Genomic DNA, 20,373 nt, shown 5'->3' with positions numbered 1-20,373 from the left:
ACCTTTCCCAATGGCAACGAAATTTCCTTCGTTCAGCCAGGGTCTGGCACAGGACCCGACGACCCGCCGTATCTGGTACGGCATCGCCACGGCTCACGACTTCGAGAGCCATGACGGGATGACCGAGGAGAAGCTTTACCAGAAGCTCTTCTCCACCCACTTCGGTCATCTGGCCATCATTGGCCTCTGGGTTTCCGGCAACCTGTTCCATATCGCCTGGCAGGGCAACTTCGAGCAGTGGGTCGCCGATCCGCTGCATGTCCGTCCCATCGCTCACGCGATCTGGGATCCTCACTTCGGCCAAGGGGCCATCACCGCCTTCACTCAGGCGGGTGCCACCTCTCCGGTGAACATCGCTTATTCCGGCCTGTACCACTGGTGGTACACGATCGGAATGAAGACCAACGCCGAGCTTTATCAGGGTTCCATCTTCATGATGATCCTGTCGGCCTGGGCCCTGTTCGCTGGCTGGCTTCACCTTCAGCCCAAGTTCCGGCCTTCCCTGGCCTGGTTCAAGAACGCTGAATCCCGTCTGAACCACCACCTGGCTGTTCTGTTCGGCTTCAGCTCCATCGCCTGGACCGGTCACCTGGTCCACGTGGCGATTCCCGAAGCCCGCGGTCAGCACGTCGGTTGGGACAACTTCCTCAACGTGCTGCCCCACCCCGCCGGTCTTGCTCCGTTCTTCACCGGCAACTGGGGTGTGTATGCCGAGAACCCCGACACCGTCAACCAGGTGTTCGGTACCGCTGAGGGATCCGGCACCGCGATCCTCACCTTCCTGGGCGGCTTCCACCCCCAGACTGAGGCGCTCTGGCTCACGGACATTGCCCATCACCATCTGGCGATCGGCTGCATCTTCGTGATCGCCGGTCACATGTACCGGACCAACTTCGGAATCGGTCACTCGATCCGCGAGATCCTTGATGCTCACAACCCCCCCAAGGGCACCCCTGGTGACCTCGGCGCTGGGCACAAGGGCCTCTACGACACCGTCAACAACTCGCTCCACTTCCAGCTCGGTCTGGCCCTGGCTTCGCTGGGTGTGGTCACGAGCCTGGTGGCACAGCACATGTATGCCATGCCGTCCTATGCGTTCATCGCCAAGGACTACACGACGCAGGCTGCTCTCTATACCCACCACCAGTACATCGCCATCTTCCTGATGGTCGGTGCCTTCGCTCACGGTGCGATCTTCTTCATTCGTGATTACGACCCCGAAGCCAACAAGAACAATGTTCTGGCTCGGATGCTTGATCACAAGGAAGCTCTGATCAGCCACCTCAGCTGGGTCTCCCTGTTCCTCGGTTTCCACACCCTCGGCCTCTACGTCCACAACGACGTGGTCGTGGCGTTCGGAACCCCCGAGAAGCAGATCCTGGTGGAGCCCGTGTTTGCCCAGTTCGTGCAGGCTGCCTCCGGCAAAGCCATGTACGGAATGGATGTGCTGCTCTCGAACCCCAGCAGTGCCGCCAGCCTGGCTTCGGCCAACATCCCTGGTGATCACTTCTGGCTCGATGCCATCAACGGCAACACCGATGTGTTCCTGCCCATCGGCCCTGGCGACTTCCTTGTGCACCACGCCATCGCGCTTGGCCTGCACACCACCACCTTGATCCTGGTCAAAGGTGCTCTGGACGCCCGTGGTTCCAAGCTGATGCCCGATAAAAAGGACTTCGGCTACTCCTTCCCCTGCGACGGCCCCGGCCGTGGCGGCACCTGTGACATCTCTGCTTGGGACGCCTTCTACCTGTCGGTGTTCTGGGCTCTGAACACGGTGGGTTGGGTCACCTTCTACTGGCACTGGAAGCACCTGGCGATCTGGCAGGGCAACGTGGCTCAGTTCAACGAATCCAGCACCTATCTGATGGGCTGGTTCCGCGACTACCTCTGGCTCAACAGCTCCCAGCTGATCAACGGGTACAACCCGTTCGGGTCGAACAACCTGGCCGTCTGGTCCTGGATGTTCCTCTTCGGTCACCTGGTGTGGGCCACCGGCTTCATGTTCCTGATCTCCTGGCGCGGTTACTGGCAGGAGCTGATCGAAACCATCGTCTGGGCACACCAGCGCACCCCGCTCGCCAACCTGGTGGGCTGGCGTGACAAGCCCGTCGCTCTCTCGATCGTTCAGGCCCGTGTGGTCGGTCTGGCGCACTTCTCCGTTGGCTACGTGCTCACATACGCAGCCTTCTTGATCGCATCCACCTCCGGCAAATTCGGCTGACCCTGCGGCCAGCCTGATCTTCGAGGGACGATCCTCCTTCACCCCCGGGTCTACCCGGGGGTTTTTTCATGCGCCTCACTTCCGCAGTTGCGCACGGCTGGCCATGGTGGAGAGCAGCCTGACCGACAGCCCTACGGCCTCGTCCTGGCAATACCCCATGTGTTCAGTCCAGTCCAGTCCAGTCCAGTCCAGTCCAGTTCAGCTCAGTTCAGATCCGTTGAGTTCAGTGCGGTGTGGTCCAGCGCTGTCCTGGGATGACCAAGCACTGTGAGGGCCGATGGGAGGGGCGACCCGCCACGCACTGAGGACCATGGACCCAGCAGCCTTCAGCCGCACGCGGCTCCACTCAGTTGCATGCATCTGGATTCATCGGCAGCAAGTCGGGCCGGACGTTCTTTGGTCTCGTTATGGAGGAGCGTTGAGTGGGAGAGCCGAGGCGGGTTTCGAATGAGCGTGGCGGACGTCCGGTCTGCGTTTGTTCAGCTCCGCATCTTGACAGCCTTGTTTGTATCAGCCTGGTGCACGATCAGCTTGCTCCCCATCAGCTCGGTCTTCTACTGGTCTTGCTTGGGAAGATCCAGGGCAGTATCGCGCCAAGACAGAAGTGCGAAAGCCAGGGGCTTCTCCTGGCCAAGTCTGGCCGGCCGGAAAGTTCTTTTCAGGGCTGGTTCAGTTTTCGGGGTCCACCTCAGGGTCATGAGTCTCCAGCCCCGGACCATCCAGGCGCCTGGGGTCTCAGGACCAATCCCTTGCTCTCAGCCTTGCCGGGAATCGGTCGCCGCTGATGTGAGTTTTCGCTGGGGCCACCACTTTCTTCCCTCCAGCAGCTTCATCTCCAGGTACATCACCGGCACCACGAACAGGGTGAGCAGCGTGGACACCAACAAGCCGGAGAACACCACGGTGCCGATGCTGATCCGGCTTGCTGATCCTGCGCCGGTGGCGAACACCAGCGGCAGAAAACCAACCAATGAGGACACCGCGGTGAGGAGAATCGGTCGCAGGCGACTGATGGCCGCTTCTTCGATCGCTTCTCTCAGGCCAACTCCCTGCTGGAGCCGCTGGTTGGCGAATTCCACGATCAAGATCCCGTTCTTCGCTGCCAGGCTCACCAGCACCAGCAAGCCCACCTGGGCATACACATCCAGGAACAATCCTCGGCTGGCCAGGCCAACGAGCGCCCCGAGCATGGCGAGTGGCACGGTCACAAGGATGATCAGGGGGTCGAGAAAGCTCTCGTAGAGACCGGCCAACACCAGGTAGACCACCACCACGCCGAACACGAACAGCGTCAGCGTTTTGCCGCCCGCCTGCTGTTCCTCGCGCGCCAGCCCCACCCACTCCAGATCCGTCAAGGCGTTCCCCATGTCCTGTTGGATGGCTTCGAGGCGAGCGATCGCCTGCCCGGTGCTGAGCCCGGAGCGCGGCACGGCCTGAATCGTGATGGACCGCGACAGCCGGCTGCGGTTGATGGTGGTGGGGCCCGTGGACTGCTCGATGCGCACAACCTCACGCAAGGGGATCAGGTCACCGGCGCTGCTGCGCACCTGCAGGGCAAGCACATCATTTGCTGTGTTCCGACTGCTCCCGTCGAGCTGCACCACCACACGGCGCACACGGTCACTCTCGAAGGTGTCGTTCACGTAGCGGCTTCCGAAGCTGGAGCCCAGCGTGTTGACCACGGTGTTGAGCTCAACCCCCAGCGAGGCCATGCGCAGCCGGTCGGGCAGTAGCCGAAGCAGTGGGGCGTCCGCGCTGAAGCGCGTGCTGACCCGCTCAAAGTCGCCGCTGGCATTGGCGGCTGCGATGAAGCGGCGGGTTTCCTGCTCGAACGCCGCCAGGTCAAGCCGTCCCGCACTGACGTCGAGCATTTCCAGCTCCAGACCCCCTTCGCCACCGAAGCCGCGCACCGTTGGCGGCACGCTCACCTGCACCGCCGCGTCTGTGATCTCTGCCCGCAGCCGCCGTTCCAGCCGTCGGGCCACCGCCACGTTGCTGTTTTCACGACTGGTGCCCCTTTCGCTCATCTCCTTGAGCCGGATGAAGAAGATGCCGCGGTTGGGGGCGCTGTCGCCGAAGGAACGCCCGGCATAGAAGTTGGCGATCCGAACCATCGGCTCTTCCACCACCCGTTCCCGCACCTTTTCCAGCACGGCTTCTGTGGCCTGGATCGAGGCACCACCCGGCAACATCACCACGCCCCGGATCTGGCCCTCGTCTTCCTGGGGGATGAATCCGGTGGGCAGTTGCCCCAGGCCCCAGACCGCCAGCACGATGCCCCCCACCAGCCCCAGCAGCACGAGGCGCCGGCGACGAAAGCTGCGCTCGAGGGCACGACCGTAGTGATGGCCGAGGCGCTCCAGCCACACCTGCGGCTTGTGCAGCAACCTTCTGAGCCGGGCCGGCTCCTGCCAGCCATGGGCAAGCAGCCAGGCCGCCGCCACCGGTGTGAAGGTGAGCGCATTGATCGTGGAGAACAAGATCGTGGCGCTGATCGTGATCGCGATCGGTTGGTAGAGCCGGCCGACGCTGCCGGCCATGGCCAGCACCGGCAGAAACACCGCCACCAGCACCAGCGAGGTGGCGATCACAGCTCCGCCCAGCTCCTCCATGGCGTTGCGTGCGGCCATCGCCGGTGATTCGCCCTGCTCGAGTCGCCGGCTGATGTCTTCACTCACCACGATCGCGTCATCCACCACAAGTCCGGTGGCCAGCACCATGCCGAACAGGCTCAGCGTGTTGATCGAGCTGCCGGTGACCCACAGGAGGCTGAGGCTGCCGATCAGGGCCACCGGCACGGCCACGGCCGTGACCACCGCCAGCCGGCTGTTGCCGAGGGCCAGCAGCAGCACCACCAGCACCAACACCACAGCGTCCCGCAGGCTGGCGGTGGTGAGGTCGATGCTTTCCCGCACGGTGTCGGCCACATCGACGATCCGCTGCACCTCCACCCCGGGTGGAAACTGATCGGCCAGCCGATCAAGGCTGGCATTGACGGCATCGCTCACTGCCAGGGCGTTGCTGCCATCGCGCTGGAAGATCTGCACGGCCACCACCGGATCCCCTTTCAGGTTCATGCCGGTGCTCTCAAAACTCTCGAGGTCGAGATCCACCCGCCCCACGTCCTTGAGCAGCACGACGCCACCATCGGCGGTCCGGCTCACCACCAGTTGCTCCAGCTCGCGCACGCTGCGGAGGCGCCCTTCCATCTCCAGTGGCAGGGTGATCTGCTGGCCGGGGGGGCTGGGGGCGTCGCCCACCTGACCGAGAGCAGCCAACACGTTCTGCTCGGCCAGGGCGCGCTCCACATCAAGAATGGTGAGCTGACGCTTTTCCAGCTCCACCGGATCCAGCCACAGCCGGAAGGCGAGATCCCCCCCGCCGAACGCGGTGACGTTGCCCACGCCCGGAACCCGCTGGAGAGAATCACGCAGCTGTTGATCCACCCAGCCGCTCAGGAACGACGGCGTGTACATGCCTTCCTTGGCGCTGAAGCCCAGCACCATCAGCAGGTCGTCGGAGCTGCGGCGCACCTGCACCCCCAGCCGCGACACCTGCGGGGGCAGCTGACGGTTCGCCAGCGTGGCTTCGTTCTGGGCGTTGATCTGGTTGAGCTCGGGATTGCCGCCCTCAAAGGTGAGCGTGATCGTGCTGCCGTTCGCCGAGCTGCTGGAACGGATGCTTTCGAGGCGCTCGAGGCCGTTGAGCTGGCGCTCCAGCGGGGTGGTGACGCCCTGCTCCACGGCGAGGGCGCCGCCGCCGGGGTAGCTGGCGCGCACGCTCACCCGGATGGGTGCGATCGGTGGCAGGTTCTCCACCTGCAGGGCTGGCAGGGAGATCGCTCCCGCCAGCAGGATCAGCAGGGTCACCACCAAGGTGAGCACCGGCCGGCGCAGAAACGGACCAGACACCGACATGGACCCGATCCCGCAACTCAAGCCTGTCGTTCAACAATCCTTACAGAAACTGCCCCCGCTCCGGTGCCGTTTCGGCACGTGCCAGGTTGCTGGCGCTGCTTCTCCTGCATCAGAGCCAGTGCCGACCTGATGCCAACTTGGTTCCGGCCATGAAAAAGCCCCGCCTGGGCGGGGCTTCAAGGTGAACGCTGAAGACTCAGCGCATCAGTTCACACTCCAGACGCCACCGGCGAGGTTGGTGAGCGGAGCCACCAGAGCGGTACCGGCCAGGAACCAGGCGAAGGCGGCGCCGCCGCAGCCACCGAGCCAGAAGCCGCTGGCGAACTCAGCCCAACCGGCCTTGGTGAAGAGGTCTGCGGGGGGATTGTCGATCGTGGCGTCGGGGGGCTGCACGTTGGGGCCGGTGCCGGCGGTGCCGTAGATCGACAGGCAGACCGTGAGAATCGAAACCAGACCGATCGTGGCCAGCAGGCCGGCGGTGCTGGCGTACTCGGTGAGACGCAGCGGCCCGGTGAGGGCGAAAGGCCCATAGAGGAAGAAACCGTGGGCCATGCCCACTTCCAGGCCACGCCGGTTGGGGGACAATGCCGGACGGTAGGCGGGCAGCGCGTTCAGGAACGCCTTGGTGAAGTAGCTGCTGTTGATCGGGGTGGCCAGGTTGCCGACGGTGGGGTCGGCGACGGGGTGGACGGTCATGAGGTGAAGCGAGCGAAGGGGAGGCGAACGGGCGGAGCGAAAGACCGGCGGGCGTTGACCCGTGCACCGGTTCAGTCGCGGGCTTCGATCACGTTGAACAGCAGGGCCATGGCGACAGCAGGACCGAGGATTCCCACCAGAGGCACGAACACCGACGGCAGCCAGGCAGCTACGAATTCTCCAGTCATGGCTTGGGCCAATACAGCAACCGCCGGTACTGTAAGGATCGCTTTCGGCCAGGCTCAGAAGCCTGCACAGGGCGACATAAAAGTTCAATCCGGCAGGGACAAACCCATCGCTCAGGCCGGGCCCACCGCTGCGGCCAGCTCAGCGCCACGGGGCCCCTTGAGGGTCTGCCGCACCCGGTAGATGGGCCGCCCCTGGCTTTCGTGATAGGTGCGCATCTGCAGCTCCGCCAGCAGCCCGAAGCAGAACAACTGGATGCCGGCCACGATCGCCAGTACCGCCACCAGCAGCAGGGGACGATTGCCGATATCGGCATCGAGGAAAACCTTCTCGCCCAGCAGGTAGAGGCTGATCAGCAGGCCCACCGCCAGGGAGGCCAGCCCCCCGAACCCGAACACGTGCATGGGACGGGTGAGGAACCGCTTCATGAACCAGACCGTGAGCAGATCCATCAGCACCCGGAAGGTGCGATCGATGCCGTATTTGCTGCTGCCGAAGCGCCGTGGATGGTGGTTCACCTTCACCTCGGCGATTCGGGCGCCCTCGATGAACGCGAGCGCCGGAAGGAAGCGATGCAGCTCGCCGTAGAGGTTCATGTCGGCCACCACTTCACGGCGGTAAGCCTTGAGCGAGCAGCCGTAATCGTGCAGGCGCACCCCGGTCACCCGCGCGATCAGCCGGTTGGCGATCAACGACGGCAGCAGCCGTTGCACGGCAGCGTCCTTGCGCAGGTGCCGCCAGCCGCTCACCAGGTCGTAGCCGTCCTCCAGCCGCTCCAGCAGCAGTGGGATATCGGCCGGATCGTTCTGCAGGTCTCCGTCGAGGGTCACGATCATGGCGCCGGTGCTGGCATCGAAACCCGCCGCCATCGCAGCGGTCTGGCCGTAGTTCCGCCGCAGCAGCACGGCCACCAGCTCCGGCACGCGCGCGGCCAGCCCGGTCAGCACCTCGGCGGTGCGGTCGGTGGAGCCGTCGTCGACGAGCACCAGTTCGAAGGGCCGCCCCAGGGGACGCACGGCGCGTAGCACCTGCTCCACCAGCGGTGGCAGGCTTTCTTCCTCGTTGTAGAGGGGGATCACCACCGAGAGCTCCAGCCGGAGGGGCGCGCTCATGGGGCTGGCGGAAAGAGGTGAGCCTGCAACTTACGGGAGTGGGCTGCCGTCATGGCAGTGGACCACCCTGCCGGCGCCCCGCAGTTCCCGGCGGTAGTGGCTGGCCACCGGATGCGTGTCCCAGGGGGCCAGCTGGTCGATGCCCAGACCGTTGCGGCCGTGGTCGCGTCCGGAGCTGTGCAGATAGCGCCCGGAGCCCAGGTGCAGTCCCACATGGGTGCAGCGTTGCGGACGGCCGAAGAAGATCAGGTCCCCCGGTCGTAGCAGCGTCAGGGTGGAGGGGCTCACCGCCACCGGCTGGCAGAACCGTTCCTGTTGATAGGCGTCACGAGGAATCCAGATCCCCGCCTGGGCAAACGCGCTCTGGATGAACCCGGAGCAGTCGTAGTGGGGGCCGGTGGTGCCTCCCCAGAGGTAGTGGTTGGGGTGGGCGGCAGCGCCGGCCGCAAATGCCAGCACCTCAGGCAGCCGGGCCTGGATCGCTGCCGCCGTCAGCAGCCGCGGCAACGGACGGGCTGCCGCTTCCGCCCTGCCGGCCAGTTCACCCGCGTCCAGCCAGCAGCCGTAGCCGTCTTCGAGCAGCCGCACCCGCAGCCTTCCCTCCGGCGGCGTTGCTGCCTGGAGTACCTCCAGGCAGCGCCCTGCCGCGGCCTGGGTGGCGAGTCCCGCCCCGCTGGGGCGGCTGTACCCGTCCAGCGGGGCCAGCAGGCGCCAGCGGCTGCCTGTTACCAGCAGTTCCGCCGCTGCGGGAGTGCCTAATCTCACCATTGCTGTGGCCGACATCGATGGCGTTCTACCGCCCGGATGGGGCCATGGGCACGATCCTGCAGGAGCGGCTCCGCGAACTGGAAGGGCAGGCCCGGCCCGGTCTTGCCGATCAGCTGGCCGTCACCTGGCTGCGGTACGAGACCTCCTTGATCGGCCAGGCCGATGGGCTTGATCCGGCGACGTTCTGGGCCCTGCCGCCGGCCGGAGCGAGCTGGGCGGGCGGCCGCTCCGTCTACCCCGCCAGCGTGGTGAAGCTCTTCTATCTGGCGGCGGCGGAAGCCTGGCTGCAGCGCCAGTTGCTGGAGGAGTCGCCGGAACTGCGGCGCTCCCTCGCGGACATGATCCGTGACTCGAGCAACGACGCCACCGGCTATGTGGTGGACATGCTGACCGGCACCACCAGCGGTCCGGACCTGCCTCCGGCCGCTCTGGACGCCTGGATGGCGCAACGTCAGCTGGTGAACCGCTGGTTCGCCCGCTTGGGCTGGCCCGAGATGGAGGCCTGCAACCTCTGTCAGAAGACCTGGGGCGATGGTCCTTACGGGCGTGAGCGCCAGTTCTACGGACCCGATCGCGCCAACCGCAACCGGCTGAGCAGCGATGCCACTGCCCGCCTGCTGCATGCCGCCATGGCGGGCGCCTTCGTATCGCCACTGGCGAGCGCCCGTATGCGCGAGCTGCTGCGGCGTCCTCTCGATCCAGCGCTGCGGGCGGCGGATCCGGAGAATCAGGTGGACGGCTTCCTCGGTGAAGGGCTGCCGCTGTCCGCCCGGCTCTGGAGCAAGGCGGGCTGGATGAGCCAGGCCCGCCACGATGCTGCCTATGTGGAGATGGAGGGCCATCGTCCCTTTCTGCTGGTGGTGTTCAGCGAGGGGTCCGAGCGGGCGCAGGATGCACGCCTGTTGCCCCAGCTGGCTGCCGGCCTGCTGAAAGCCAGCGCCGTGGATCCAGAGGTGCGGCCTGCCGATGCAAAGGGCGCCACTGACCAGCAGCGCCAAGGCAGGCCCACGCTTCAGTGAGCAAGGAGCAGCGCGGGAGCTGCAGAACCAGGGAACGGAGAGGGAGGGATTCGAACCCTCGACAGAAGTTGCCTCCTGTAACTCCTTAGCAGGGAGCCGCTTTCAACCACTCAGCCACCTCTCCAGGGGCTGGCAAAGCTTATCAGCGCCTGTGACAGGCCTCCTCGGGACGGAGCCGCGGTAACCGATGCTTGAAGCCGCAGAGGATCTCCCAGGGGATGGTGCCGCAGGTGGCGGCCCAGTGCTCCGGACCGATGCGAATGTCCCCGTCGCAGCCCAGCAACGTCACCACCGATCCCACGCGCAGCTCGGGTTCGTCGGTGGCATCGATCAACAGCTGATCCATGGTGATCGCACCCACCTGGCGCAGCCGGTGGCCCGCGAACAGCACCTCCATGCGGCTAGAGAGGGAGCGCGGCACGCCATCGGCGTAACCGATCGCCACCACCGCCAGGCGGCTGGGCCGCGGCGCGCGCCATTGGTGGCCGTAGCTCACCCCCACGCCGGCTGGGACATCGCGCAGCAGGGTGACCCGGGCACGAACCCCCATGGCCGGCTCCAGCTGCACCTGCGTGGCCAGATGGGGGGCAGGCGCATGGCCGTAGAGGGCCAGGCCGACCCGCACCAGGTCGTAGTGGAGGGAAGGCCCGCGCAGGCTGCCGGCGGAGTTGGCGAGATGACGTAGGCCGGTGGCCAGCCCGCGGTTCGCGGCCTGGCACAGCACGCATTCGAACCGCTCCTGCTGCTGGCGCGTCAGATCGGAGCCGCCGGCGTCAGGGGCATCGGCATCAGCGAGATGGGAATACAGCCCGGCCACCTCCAGGTGGTCGAGGTCATGCAGCGACTCCAGCAGCTGGGCACCCACGCGCCAGTCGACCCCCAGCCGGGCCATGCCGGTGTCGAGCTTGAGATGCACCTCCATACGGCGACCGGTGCCTGCCGCCAGGCGGTGGCTCAAGCTGGCCTCCTCCAGCGTGCTGATCGTGGGCATCAGCTGCCAGTGCAGGCAGCTGTGAAGCTCTTCGGCGCCCACCAGATTGCCCATCACCAAGATCGGTGCCTTAACTCCCCGCTGCCGCAGATCCACACCTTCCTGCAGGGTGGCCACCCCGAGTGAGCTGGCACCGCCGGCCAGCGCCGCCTGCGCCACGGGCAGGGCGCCATGGCCATAGCCATCGGCCTTGACTACGGCCATCAACGCGCAGCCGGGGCTGAGAAAGCGCTGCAACCGGCTGGCGTTGCGCTGGATTGCCGCAGCATCCACCTCCACCCATGCTCGCTGGGTGGGATGCAGACCGCAAGCGAGCGGGGCGTCGGTGGTGGAGGGAGTGGCGGAGGGGAAGGAAGGAGCGTCGGAAGCGGGAATCATCCGGGCGAGGGCGTGGCAGGGAGCCGCGTAGAGCGAACCTGGAGCGGATCTGAAGCAGGACCAGAAACTCCCATTAGCATGCCGCCACGCAGGAGGTCTGGCATGCCTCCCCTCGACAGAGCGTCGTGAGCCAGGTTCTCGTACTGAACGCCTCCTATGAGCCGTTGAACATCACGACCTGGCGTCGTGCCACGGTGATGGTGCTGAAGGGGAAGGCGGAAGGCCTCGAACACGACAGCAGCCGCATCCTGCGGGACGATCTGCTGCTGCCATCGGTGATCCGGTTGCGCCAGTTCGTGCGCGTGCCCTTCAAGGAGCTGCCCCTGACCCGCCGCAATGTCTTTCAGCGCGACGGCCATTCCTGCCAATACTGCGGCTATCAGGGCGATCAGCTGTCGATCGATCACGTGATCCCCCGCAGCAGAGGAGGGGGCGACAGCTGGGAAAACGTGACCACCGCCTGTCTGCGCTGCAACGTTCGCAAGGGCAACCGCACCCCGCGCGAGGCCTCCATGCCACTGGCAAGGGTGCCGCGGCGGCCCGTGAGCACCCTCTACTTCGAGGCCACACGCCAGATCCGCTCCGGCCGTCGCGAGTGGGCCAAGTATGTGATCGGGGCCTGAAGCCGGCGCCAGACAACGGACCTCCCGCTGATGGGCCAAGCAGCCCATCAGTGTTCACGCCGCTGCGTCAGCCGCCAGCTGCTCCAGTTGCCGGCGTTGATCGGCGGCGATGCAGGCTGCGATCACTTCGCCCAACTGGCCCTGCAGCACCGCCTCGAGCGCGAAGTTTCGGCCGAGCCGGTGATCGGTCACCCGGTTGTCTTTCACGTTGTAGGTGCGGATCTTTTCGCTGCGGTCGCCGCTGCCGACCTGGGCCCGTCGCTGCGAACTTTCGGCTGCGGCCGCGGCCGCCAGTTCACGCTCCAGCAGCTTCGCCCGCAGGATCGCCAGAGCCCGTTCCCGGTTCTGAAGCTGGGAGCGCTCCTGGGTACAGAAGACGCGAATGCCGGTGGGTTTGTGGAGGAGATCGACGGCGGTCTCCACCTTGTTGACGTTCTGTCCGCCGGCGCCCCCTGAGCGGGCCGTGCTGATCTCCAGGTCGCTGGGGTCAAGCTGCACTTCCACTGGATCCGCTTCGGGCATGACGGCCACGGTGGCGGTGGAGGTGTGCACCCGCCCCTGCGACTCGGTGGCGGGAACCCGCTGCACCCGGTGCACGCCGGCTTCGTACTTCAGCTGGCTGTACACCCCATCCCCACGGATCGAGAGGATCACCTCCTTGTAGCCACCGAGATCGGCTTCAGACGCGCTGACGGGCTGCACCTGCCAGCCGAGCGTCTGGGCATGGCGTTCGTACATCCGGGCCAGGTCCCCGGCCCAGAGCGAGGCTTCGTCGCCGCCGGCGCCGGCGCGGATCTCCAGCATCACGCTGCGCTCATCGCGGGGATCGCTCGGCAGCAAGGCGAGGGTGAGGCGTTCCTCGGTGGCACCGATCCGGGCCGTCAGGCTCGCCAGCTCTTCCTGGGCCATCAGCTCCAGTTCAGCGTCGCCGCGGCTCTCCTTCAGCAGTTGGCGGGTCTGGGTCCACTCTCGCCGCAGCTCGTTCCAGCAGGCGTAATCGAGCACCAGCGGTTCGAGCCGTGACCGTTCGCGGGCCAGGTGCTGCAGCTGGGCCGGATCGGCGGCCACCGCCGGATCGGCGAGTTGCCGCTCCAGGGTGGTGAAGGTCAGACGGACGGCTTCCAGACGTTCGGCGAGGAAGGCAGGGTCCATGGCAGCGGGTGGCGCGCTCAGCAAAAAGCCGGATGCCCTGGAGCATCCGGCCGTGGGTGTGAAATCAGCACGGTGCCGGGTGGGAGGCCAGACCGGCAGGGTCTCAAGCGTCGGCTGCAGGGGTTTCGCTGACTGCTTCGGCCGCCGGTGCTGTGGCCTTCTTGGCGCTGTCGGTGCTGGCCATGCCGTACTTGCGCATGAAGCGGTCGACGCGACCTTCGGTGTCGAGGATCTTCTGGGTGCCTGTGTAGAAGGGGTGATTGCCGCTCCACACGTCGACGTTGAGCTCGGGATGAGTGGAGCCGGTGGTCATCACCACCTCTCCGTTGCAGATCACCTTGGCATCGGGGTACCAGGTGGGATGGATGTCGCTCTTGGGCATGACGTGGATCAGCGCTTGGAGAACTGGGGAGCCTTGCGGGCTTTCTTGAGGCCGTATTTGCGACGCTCCTTGGCCCGGGGGTCGCGGCTCAGGTGGCCTTCGGTCTTCAGCGGTTTGCGGTTGTCTGGGGAGAGATCACAAAGCGCACGGGCAGCCCCCTGCTTGATCGCATCGGCTTGCCCAGTGAGGCCGCCGCCTTTGACGTTGACCAACAGGTCGTAGTCGGTGGACAGCCCCAGGGTGTCGAGGGGTGCTTTGACCGCAGCGAGGTAGCTGGGGTTGTAGTTCAGGTAGTTGTCGCCGGGGCGGCCATTGATCGTGATGGCGCCGGTGCCGGGCACCACGCGCACACGGGCGACGGCTGTCTTGCGGCGGCCGGTTCCCCAGTAGACGACGCGATTGGTGGAGGTGCTCATCGTGCGGAAGCGGAAGGATCGAGGGCCAGGGGCTGGGGCTGCTGAGCGGCGTGCGGATGCTCGGCACCCTTGTAGACCTTCAGCTTGCGGAACATCTGCCGCCCGAGGGCGTTGTGGGGCAGCATCCCCTTGATCGCCTTCTCAACGATGCGCTCAGGGAGGCGAGCCTGCAGGGCGGCGAAGGTTTCGGTTTTCATGCCGCCGGGGCGGCCGGAATGGCGCCGGTAGATCTTCTGCTCGGGCTTGTTGCCGCTCACACGCACCTTGTCGGCGTTGACGACCACGACGAAATCGCCGGTATCAAGGTGAGGGGTGAAGGAAGGGCTGTTCTTGCCGCGCAGCACGCTGGCCACCTCGCTGGCCAGACGGCCGAGCGTTTGATTCTCTGCATCAACCAGGTACCACTGGCGATCAAGGGAATCAGGAGAGGGGACGGAGGTCTTGTTCATTGCACCGGCAGGCCGGACGGAGGGATTGCGCCATCCCGCTGAATGGGGGGGCTGGACAGGAGGGAGGTGGCCCTGTTATCTCCGCATGGAGAGAACGTTGAGCCCATCGCTGATCCGGAGCCTAGACCGTCGCCTTCTCCAGCTCCTGGGTGAATCCCTTGGAGGCGGCCGCGAAAGGCCCGCTGGACTTGGTTTCAGGAGCTGGGCGAAAGAGGCGAAAACTCCGGCGGATCCTGGCTTCTCAACCTGAATCGCGGTTGGCAATCATACCATGCGCTCATGGGGAAGATTGGCTGTGGGTACCCAACCCGCAGCAGGCAAAGGCCCTGGGGCGGAGCCGCTTCCTTCACCTCAGCGCGCGCACCGGTGCGCCAACGGTGCTCGAACTGCTCGAGGCTGAGCCGGCCTTCCCCGAGAGCCACAAGCTGGCCCAGCACCAGGCGCACCATGCCGTACAGGAAGCCACTGGCCTGGATCTCCACGGTGATCAGGTCGCCGTCGCGTTCCAGGCTCACGTCCTGAACGGTGGTGCGGGCATGGGGGCGGCTGCTCCCGGCCCGCTGGAAAGCGGCGAAGTTGTGGGTGCCGAGCATTCCTTCCAGCGCGGCACGCATCCGGTTCTCATCGAGCCGGTGGCGGTAGCGATGCCAGGTGAATGGCGCCAGGAAGAGGTTGGGAGTGCGCCCGTTGTAGAGGGTGTAGCGGTAGCGCCGGTAGGTGGCGGAGAAGCAGGCGTGCCAGCTCTGAGGCTGCTCAGAGGCAGCAAGCACGCGGATGGTCGCAGGTAAGCGTCCGTTCAGCGCGGCGGGCCAGCGCTCGGCAGGAATCGGGCCTGTGGCATCGAAATGCACCACCTGACCTGCGGCATGAACACCTGCATCGGTGCGGCCTGCCGCAACTGTGGAGGGTGACGGTGGGGGCTCAAGCGCAGCAATGGCATGGTCCAGGGTGCTCTGAACACTGGACTGATGAGGCTGCCGTTGCCAGCCGTGATAGCAGGAGCCCTCGTACTGAAGACAGAGGGCGATGCGGCGCGGCGTTGTCAGACCAGCTCAATGATGGCCATCTCGGCGTTGTCGCCGCGCCGGGGCACCGTGCGGATGATGCGGGTGTAGCCACCTTGGCGGTCGCCGTAACGCTCCTGGGCCTTGTCGAAGAGCGAGTGGACAAGTTGCTTGTCGAAGATGTAGCCCATGGCCCGGCGGCGGGCCGCCAGGGTGCCCTCCTTGGCCAGGGTGATCATGCGCTCGGTCTCGTCACGCAGGGCCTTGGCCCGGGCCTTGGTGGTGGTGACGCGGCCTTCGCGAATCAACTGGGTGGTGAGTCCGCGCAGCAGTGCCTTGCGTTGGTCAGCTGGGCGACCAAGAAGGGGGACTCGGCATTGGTGGCGCATGGTTCCGGGGTGGTGTACGTCGAAGGGGAGAGATCGCGCAGGGAAGCGGGGTCTAGGCCGTGGTGCGGCTCTGGGGCAGAGAAATGCCGATGCGCTCAAGGGCTTCGATCACCTCGTCGGCCGATTTGGAACCGAAGTTCTTGATCTCGAGGAGGTCTTCGTAGCTGAAGCCCATGAGATCGGAAACCGAGTTCACCTGGGCACGCTTCAGGCAGTTGTAAGCCCTCACGGACAGGTTGAGTTCTTCCAGAGGGATCTGGCTTTCCGCAGAGGGCTCCGGCTCCACGCCCGGCTCGTCGTCGATGGTGAGGCTGGCCAGCGGCTGGAACAGGGCAATCAACTGATTGGCGGCCTGGGCCATGGCGTCGTCGGGGGTGATCGCGCCGCTGGTGTGGATCTCGAGCCGCAGCCGCTCCCGCGCCGAGCCGCCTTCGCCGACAGCGGTTTCGTCGACGGTGTAGTTCACCCGCCGCACCGGCATGAACACGGCATCGATCTGGAGCAGGTCGATGGCGCTGGTGTCTTCGTTGTGACGGTCGACGGGGCGATAGCCCACACCCCGCTCCACGTGCACTTCAAGCTCGAGGCTGTGGCCTTCCGCGACGGTGGCGATCGGCCGTTCAAGGTCGATCACCTGAACCTGCGAGGAGAATTGCAGGTCACCGGCGGTAACGGTGGCGGGGCCGGTGGCCACAAGCCGGCCGATCTCAAGATCGCGGCTGCGGCTGCTGACGACCACTTCCTTGCAGTTCAGCAGAATGTCGAGAACGTCTTCGCGGACACCCGGCACCGTGGCGTATTCATGGTTCACGCCGGCGATGCGCACGGCCGTGATCGCACTGCCTTCCATCCCACCCATGAGCACCCGACGCAGGGCGTTGCCCAGGGTGATGGCCTGGCCGCGATCGAGAGGCCCGATCACAAAGACGCCCGTCTGGGAGCGGTCTTCGCCGATCTGATGCTCGACGCGATCGATCTGATACTGATGCACGGCCTGAAGGTGGTGAAGAGGAATGCCCGAGGGCTTGGAAGTGAAGCGACTCAGACCCGGCGGCGCTTGGAGCGCCGGCAACCGTTGTGAGGCAGCGGGGTGACATCACGGATCAGGGTGATCTCAAGACCTGCCACCTGCAGAGCACGAATGGCGGTTTCACGGCCAGATCCAGGCCCGCGCACCAGCACTTCGATCTGCCGCATGCCCTGCTCGAGGGCGCGGCGGCCGGCAGCTTCGGCGGCCGTCTGGGCGGCGAACGGGGTGCCCTTGCGGGCTCCCTTGAAGCCACTGGCCCCGGCAGACGACCAGGAAATCACCTCGCCAGCGGTGTCGGTGATCGACACGATGGTGTTGTTGAAGGTGCTCTGGATGTGTGCCACGCCGTTGGGCACATTCCGCTTGGTTTTCTTTGCGCCGGTTTTCTTGGCTGGCTTCGCCATGGACAGGGGCCTGGGGTAGGGGACTGGGAAGGACTGACGCCGGTGAGGCGCTGGGCGAGAGGATTACTTCTTCTTGCCGGCCACGGTTTTGCGCGCGCCGCGGCGGGTGCGTGCGTTGGTGCGGGTGCGCTGCCCACGGACCGGCAGGCCCATGCGATGGCGGCGGCCACGAACGCAGCCGATGTCCTGCAGACGCTTGAGCGCCATGCCCTCCTGACGGCGCAGGTCGCCTTCGAGGGTGAAGGATTCCGCTGCGGCGCGCAGTTTCTGCACGTCAGCGTCGTCAAGGTCTTTCACCCGGATGTCCGGGCTGACACCGGCCTTGGCCAGGATCTTCTGGGCACGGGTCAAGCCGATGCCATAGACGTAAGTGAGAGAAATCTCAACCCTCTTGTCACGAGGGATATCGACACCGGCAATCCGAGCCACGAAGAAACGATTCAGTTGGGCAGAGGGGAGCCCAGCCACGGTGGGCTGGGTGGTGCGCCCAAGAGGGCGCAGATGAATGAGGCGGGAACAGCGCAGGTCAGCCCTGGCGCTGTTTGTGTTTGGGGTTGGTGCAGATCACCATGACCCGGCCATGGCGGCGGATCACCCGGCACTTGTCACACATTTTCTTGACCGAGGCACGCACCTTCATGAGCAGCGGTGCTCCAAATTTCCAAACAGACAACGTACCACAGCGCTCAACCCACAACAGCGGAGATTCGCTCGGCAATCGCCTCGACCGTGCCACTGGCCTCGACGGAACTGAGCAGCCCCTTGGCGCGGTAGTACGCGATCAAAGGCTCCGTCTGATCGCTGTAGACGACAAGACGGTTGCGGATCACAGCTTCATTGTCGTCGGCGCGGCCGCGTGCCAGCAGGCGCTCCACGAGGGTTTCGTCATCGAGGGCCAGGAGCACCACCAATTCGATCGGTTGGCCGATCTCCTCCAGCAGTTGCTGGAGGGCTTCGGCCTGGGCCAGGTTGCGTGGGAAACCATCGAGCAGCCAGCCGCCGTTGCAGCAGGTCAGACGGGCACGAACGATCGCCAGCACCAAGGTGTCGCTGACCAGTTCGCCACGGGCCATCACGGCCTCCGCTTCCTGGCCGAGCGCACTGCCCGCAGCCACTTCGGCGCGCAACAACTCGCCGGTGGAGAGGTGCAGGAGGTTGTGGCTGGCCGCGAGACGCTCGGCCTGGGTGCCCTTGCCGGCTCCTGGGGGGCCGAGAAAAAGAATGCGCTGCTTCATGGAAGGGGGCGGATGAGCGGAAACCAGAGAAGGGGCGGGGGAGTGGCGATGACCTGGGGAGCCCTGGAAGGGGTGGGACGCGTCACTGGCGCACCATCCCCTCGTAGCGCTGCGAGATCACGTAGGTCTGGACCTGCTTGGCGGTGTCGATCGCAACGCCCACCAGGATCAGCAGGGAGGTGGCCCCCAGACCCTGGAAGGTGCGCACCTGCGTGGCGCCCTCCACAGCCGAGGGAATGATTGCCACCGCACCGAGAAAGAGACCCCCGAGGATGGTGAGCCGGTTCTGCACGCCACTGAGATAAATGGCAGTGGCAGAGCCGGGACGCACACCCGGAACGGCTACACCGCTGCGCTTGAGGTTGGTGGCGATGTCGACCGGATTGATCGTGAGGGTGGCGTAGAACAGCGAAAAGCCGATGATCAACGCGAAGAACAGCAGGGCATAAAGCCATGGCGTGCTGCTGTTGGGGCTGAGGTAGCCGGCCAGCTGGATCAGCCAGGGGGCGCGGGTGAGGTTGGCGATGGTGAGGGGCAGGAACACCACGGCTGACGCAAAGATGATCGGCATCACCCCACCGGCATTGAGCTTCAAGGGCAGGTAGCTCTGACGCGCGGAAAGGGGGGTGTTTTGCCCGACCTGGCGCTTGGCGCTCACGATCGGGATGCGACGACTGCCTTCCTGCACGAAAATGATGCCAACGATCGTGACCAGGAAAATCAGCACCAGCACCACGATTCCGCCCACGGTGGCCCGGTCGCCGCTCTGGGCCAGCTCCACGGTGGAGCCAAGGGCACGCGGCAGCGTGGCCACAATGTTCACAAAGATCACCAGCGACGCTCCCTGGCCGATCCCCCGCTCGGTGATCACTTCGCTGATCCACATCACCACCATCGATCCCGCCACAAGTGCGAGGGAGGTCTGGATGACGAAGACAGGAGCGGACACTCCCGGGATGGCGTATTGCCGCAGGATCAGGGCGAAGACCGTGCTCTGCAGGATCCCCCAACCCAGTGCCACATAGCGTGTGATCTGAGCGATCTTGCGCCGGCCGGCTTCCCCTTCGTTCTTCTGGAGGTCCTCCAGCTGGGGCACCGCCGCCGTGAGGAGCTGAAGAATGATCGAGGCGTTGATGAACGGCAGGATGCCAAGCGCGAACACACCAAGGGTGGAGATGCCCCCACCCGTGAAGATGTCGAGGAAGCCGATCAGCTGGCCGCCTTGCTGGATGAACTGCTGGAAGGCCACCCGGTCGATGCCGGGAACGGGGATGTAAATCCCCAGGCGCACCAACAGCAGCAAGCCAAGCGTGGTGAGCACCCGGTCACGGAGACCCTTGGACTGGATCAGCTGGGTGAGGATTTCGCCGGCGCTGGGATTGCGCCCCCGGCTAAGGAGCATGGTGTGTTCTCAGGCGGTGGGGAGGCAGAAAGGAGACGCTGCGGAGTGACACGAAAGCCGCCTGCCGTTCCGCAGGACGGTGGCAGACGGCTCTGAGGCCAGGAAACCCCACCAGCATGGCTGGCGGGGTGTGGAGATGGGGTCAGGTGAGCTCGCAGGTGCCACCAGCGGCTTCGATCTTTTCACGGGCAGACGCAGTGAAAGCAGCAGCCTGAACGGTCAGTTTCACACTGAGATCGCCGTCGCCGAGGATCTTCAGAGGGTGCTTGGGGCTGGTGACCAGCCCTTCTTTCACCAGCACATCCAGGTTGACGGTGCTGCCGGCCTTGAGGCCCGACAGCTTGGCCACGTTCAGCACGGTGAACGACTTGGGGTTCACCAGTGGGAAGTGCTTGAGCTTGGGGACCCGCCGGTAGAGCGGCATCTGGCCGCCTTCAAAGCCGGGGCGGGTGGGGCTGCCGGAGCGGGACTTCTGTCCGCGCATGCCGAAGCCGCAGCTGGCACCCTGACCGGCGGCGATGCCGCGGCCTTTGCGGAGCTTACGGCGCCGGGCACCGGCCTGGGGCTTGAGGGACTGGAGAGTGTGGGTCATGGGG

At 65.5% G+C, this 20,373-nt stretch carries 22 protein-coding genes and 1 tRNA gene; 3 read left to right on the top strand and 20 right to left on the bottom strand.

The window, feature by feature from the left end:
• Nucleotides 1-10: 10 nt before the first annotated feature.
• Complete coding sequence (psaB, locus tag ACWJI3_RS10330; protein ID WP_094514338.1) at nt 11-2,224, top strand: photosystem I core protein PsaB; 2,214 nt, start codon at nt 11-13, stop codon at nt 2,222-2,224.
• A 755-nt stretch (nt 2,225-2,979) separates the two neighbouring features.
• Here the strand turns inward: psaB and ACWJI3_RS10325 are convergent.
• The 5 genes from ACWJI3_RS10325 to ACWJI3_RS10305 form a co-directional block, all read right to left on the bottom strand.
• Nucleotides 2,980-6,141 carry an efflux RND transporter permease subunit gene (locus ACWJI3_RS10325; protein WP_480203626.1) on the bottom strand — a complete coding sequence of 1,054 codons (3,162 nt, stop codon included), beginning with the start codon at nt 6,139-6,141 and terminating at the stop codon, nt 2,980-2,982.
• A gap of 204 nt (nt 6,142-6,345) precedes the next feature.
• Nucleotides 6,346-6,837: a photosystem I reaction center subunit XI gene (locus ACWJI3_RS10320; RefSeq protein ID WP_094514333.1), complete on the bottom strand. Its 492-nt coding sequence runs from the start codon at nt 6,835-6,837 to the stop codon at nt 6,346-6,348.
• Nucleotides 6,838-6,908: 71 nt separating this feature from the next.
• Nucleotides 6,909-7,025, bottom strand: coding sequence for a photosystem I reaction center subunit VIII (locus tag ACWJI3_RS10315; protein ID WP_094514330.1), 117 nt, complete (start codon nt 7,023-7,025; stop codon nt 6,909-6,911).
• A 111-nt stretch (nt 7,026-7,136) separates the two neighbouring features.
• On the bottom strand, nt 7,137-8,135 hold the full coding sequence (locus ACWJI3_RS10310) for a glycosyltransferase family 2 protein (RefSeq protein WP_255101346.1): 999 nt from the start codon (nt 8,133-8,135) through the stop codon (nt 7,137-7,139).
• A gap of 30 nt (nt 8,136-8,165) precedes the next feature.
• Nucleotides 8,166-8,918, bottom strand: a complete 753-nt coding sequence (locus tag ACWJI3_RS10305) for a C40 family peptidase (protein ID WP_399220361.1) — start codon at nt 8,916-8,918, stop codon at nt 8,166-8,168.
• A gap of 2 nt (nt 8,919-8,920) precedes the next feature.
• Between ACWJI3_RS10305 and ACWJI3_RS10300 the strand changes: the two genes are divergently transcribed.
• Nucleotides 8,921-9,922: a serine hydrolase gene (locus ACWJI3_RS10300; protein WP_255140361.1), complete on the top strand. Its 1,002-nt coding sequence runs from the start codon at nt 8,921-8,923 to the stop codon at nt 9,920-9,922.
• Between the two features lie 35 nt (nt 9,923-9,957).
• Here the strand turns inward: ACWJI3_RS10300 and ACWJI3_RS10295 are convergent.
• Nucleotides 9,958-10,046, bottom strand: a tRNA-Ser gene (locus tag ACWJI3_RS10295).
• Between the two features lie 18 nt (nt 10,047-10,064).
• Nucleotides 10,065-11,291 carry an alanine racemase gene (gene alr, locus ACWJI3_RS10290; protein WP_480203625.1) on the bottom strand — a complete coding sequence of 409 codons (1,227 nt, stop codon included), beginning with the start codon at nt 11,289-11,291 and terminating at the stop codon, nt 10,065-10,067.
• 125 nt (nt 11,292-11,416) lie between these two features.
• On the opposite strand from alr, the gene ACWJI3_RS10285 reads away from it, so the two are divergent.
• Complete coding sequence (locus ACWJI3_RS10285; RefSeq protein ID WP_094514316.1) at nt 11,417-11,914, top strand: HNH endonuclease; 498 nt, start codon at nt 11,417-11,419, stop codon at nt 11,912-11,914.
• A 54-nt stretch (nt 11,915-11,968) separates the two neighbouring features.
• Here ACWJI3_RS10285 and prfA read toward each other — a convergent pair whose 3' ends face one another.
• The 13 genes from prfA to rplO form a co-directional block, all read right to left on the bottom strand.
• Nucleotides 11,969-13,066 carry a peptide chain release factor 1 gene (gene prfA, locus ACWJI3_RS10280; protein ID WP_094514424.1) on the bottom strand — a complete coding sequence of 366 codons (1,098 nt, stop codon included), beginning with the start codon at nt 13,064-13,066 and terminating at the stop codon, nt 11,969-11,971.
• 103 nt (nt 13,067-13,169) lie between these two features.
• A complete protein-coding gene (rpmE, locus tag ACWJI3_RS10275; RefSeq protein ID WP_094514314.1) occupies nt 13,170-13,448 on the bottom strand; it encodes a 50S ribosomal protein L31 in 279 nt (92 codons plus the stop codon).
• Between the two features lie 8 nt (nt 13,449-13,456).
• Entirely contained in the window at nt 13,457-13,864 is a 408-nt protein-coding gene (gene rpsI / locus ACWJI3_RS10270) for a 30S ribosomal protein S9 (protein ID WP_094514311.1), read from the bottom strand.
• Entirely contained in the window at nt 13,861-14,313 is a 453-nt protein-coding gene (gene rplM / locus ACWJI3_RS10265; RefSeq protein ID WP_094514307.1) for a 50S ribosomal protein L13, read from the bottom strand. The genes rpsI and rplM overlap by 4 nt, the downstream gene beginning before the upstream one ends.
• A 194-nt stretch (nt 14,314-14,507) precedes the next feature.
• Entirely contained in the window at nt 14,508-15,359 is an 852-nt protein-coding gene (truA, locus tag ACWJI3_RS10260; RefSeq protein WP_480203767.1) for a tRNA pseudouridine(38-40) synthase TruA, read from the bottom strand.
• Nucleotides 15,356-15,706 (bottom strand): 50S ribosomal protein L17, encoded by a 351-nt coding sequence (gene rplQ, locus ACWJI3_RS10255; protein WP_094514299.1) that lies wholly within the window; start codon nt 15,704-15,706, stop codon nt 15,356-15,358. Before rplQ ends, truA begins: the two co-directional genes overlap by 4 nt.
• Before the next feature lie 52 nt (nt 15,707-15,758).
• Nucleotides 15,759-16,697, bottom strand: a complete 939-nt coding sequence (locus ACWJI3_RS10250; protein WP_094514422.1) for a DNA-directed RNA polymerase subunit alpha — start codon at nt 16,695-16,697, stop codon at nt 15,759-15,761.
• Nucleotides 16,698-16,747: 50 nt separating this feature from the next.
• Complete coding sequence (rpsK, locus tag ACWJI3_RS10245) at nt 16,748-17,140, bottom strand: 30S ribosomal protein S11 (protein WP_006173334.1); 393 nt, start codon at nt 17,138-17,140, stop codon at nt 16,748-16,750.
• Nucleotides 17,141-17,203: 63 nt separating this feature from the next.
• On the bottom strand, nt 17,204-17,569 hold the full coding sequence (gene rpsM / locus ACWJI3_RS10240) for a 30S ribosomal protein S13 (protein WP_094514420.1): 366 nt from the start codon (nt 17,567-17,569) through the stop codon (nt 17,204-17,206).
• A gap of 97 nt (nt 17,570-17,666) precedes the next feature.
• The gene (rpmJ, locus tag ACWJI3_RS10235; RefSeq protein WP_006173336.1) at nt 17,667-17,780 is read right to left on the bottom strand and encodes a 50S ribosomal protein L36; all 114 of its coding nucleotides are present in this window, start codon (nt 17,778-17,780) and stop codon (nt 17,667-17,669) included.
• Nucleotides 17,781-17,826: 46 nt separating this feature from the next.
• Nucleotides 17,827-18,375: an adenylate kinase gene (locus ACWJI3_RS10230; protein WP_094514294.1), complete on the bottom strand. Its 549-nt coding sequence runs from the start codon at nt 18,373-18,375 to the stop codon at nt 17,827-17,829.
• A gap of 82 nt (nt 18,376-18,457) precedes the next feature.
• Nucleotides 18,458-19,777 carry a preprotein translocase subunit SecY gene (gene secY, locus ACWJI3_RS10225; protein ID WP_094514291.1) on the bottom strand — a complete coding sequence of 440 codons (1,320 nt, stop codon included), beginning with the start codon at nt 19,775-19,777 and terminating at the stop codon, nt 18,458-18,460.
• 142 nt (nt 19,778-19,919) lie between these two features.
• On the bottom strand, nt 19,920-20,369 hold the full coding sequence (gene rplO / locus ACWJI3_RS10220; RefSeq protein WP_094514288.1) for a 50S ribosomal protein L15: 450 nt from the start codon (nt 20,367-20,369) through the stop codon (nt 19,920-19,922).
• Between the last annotated feature and the right edge of the window lie 4 nt (nt 20,370-20,373).

Source organism: Marcopretia estuarina LEGE 06307 (assembly GCF_056633115.1).
The sequence above is the reverse complement of the archived record's forward strand: the minus strand, read 5'-3'. Positions and strand labels throughout refer to the sequence as shown.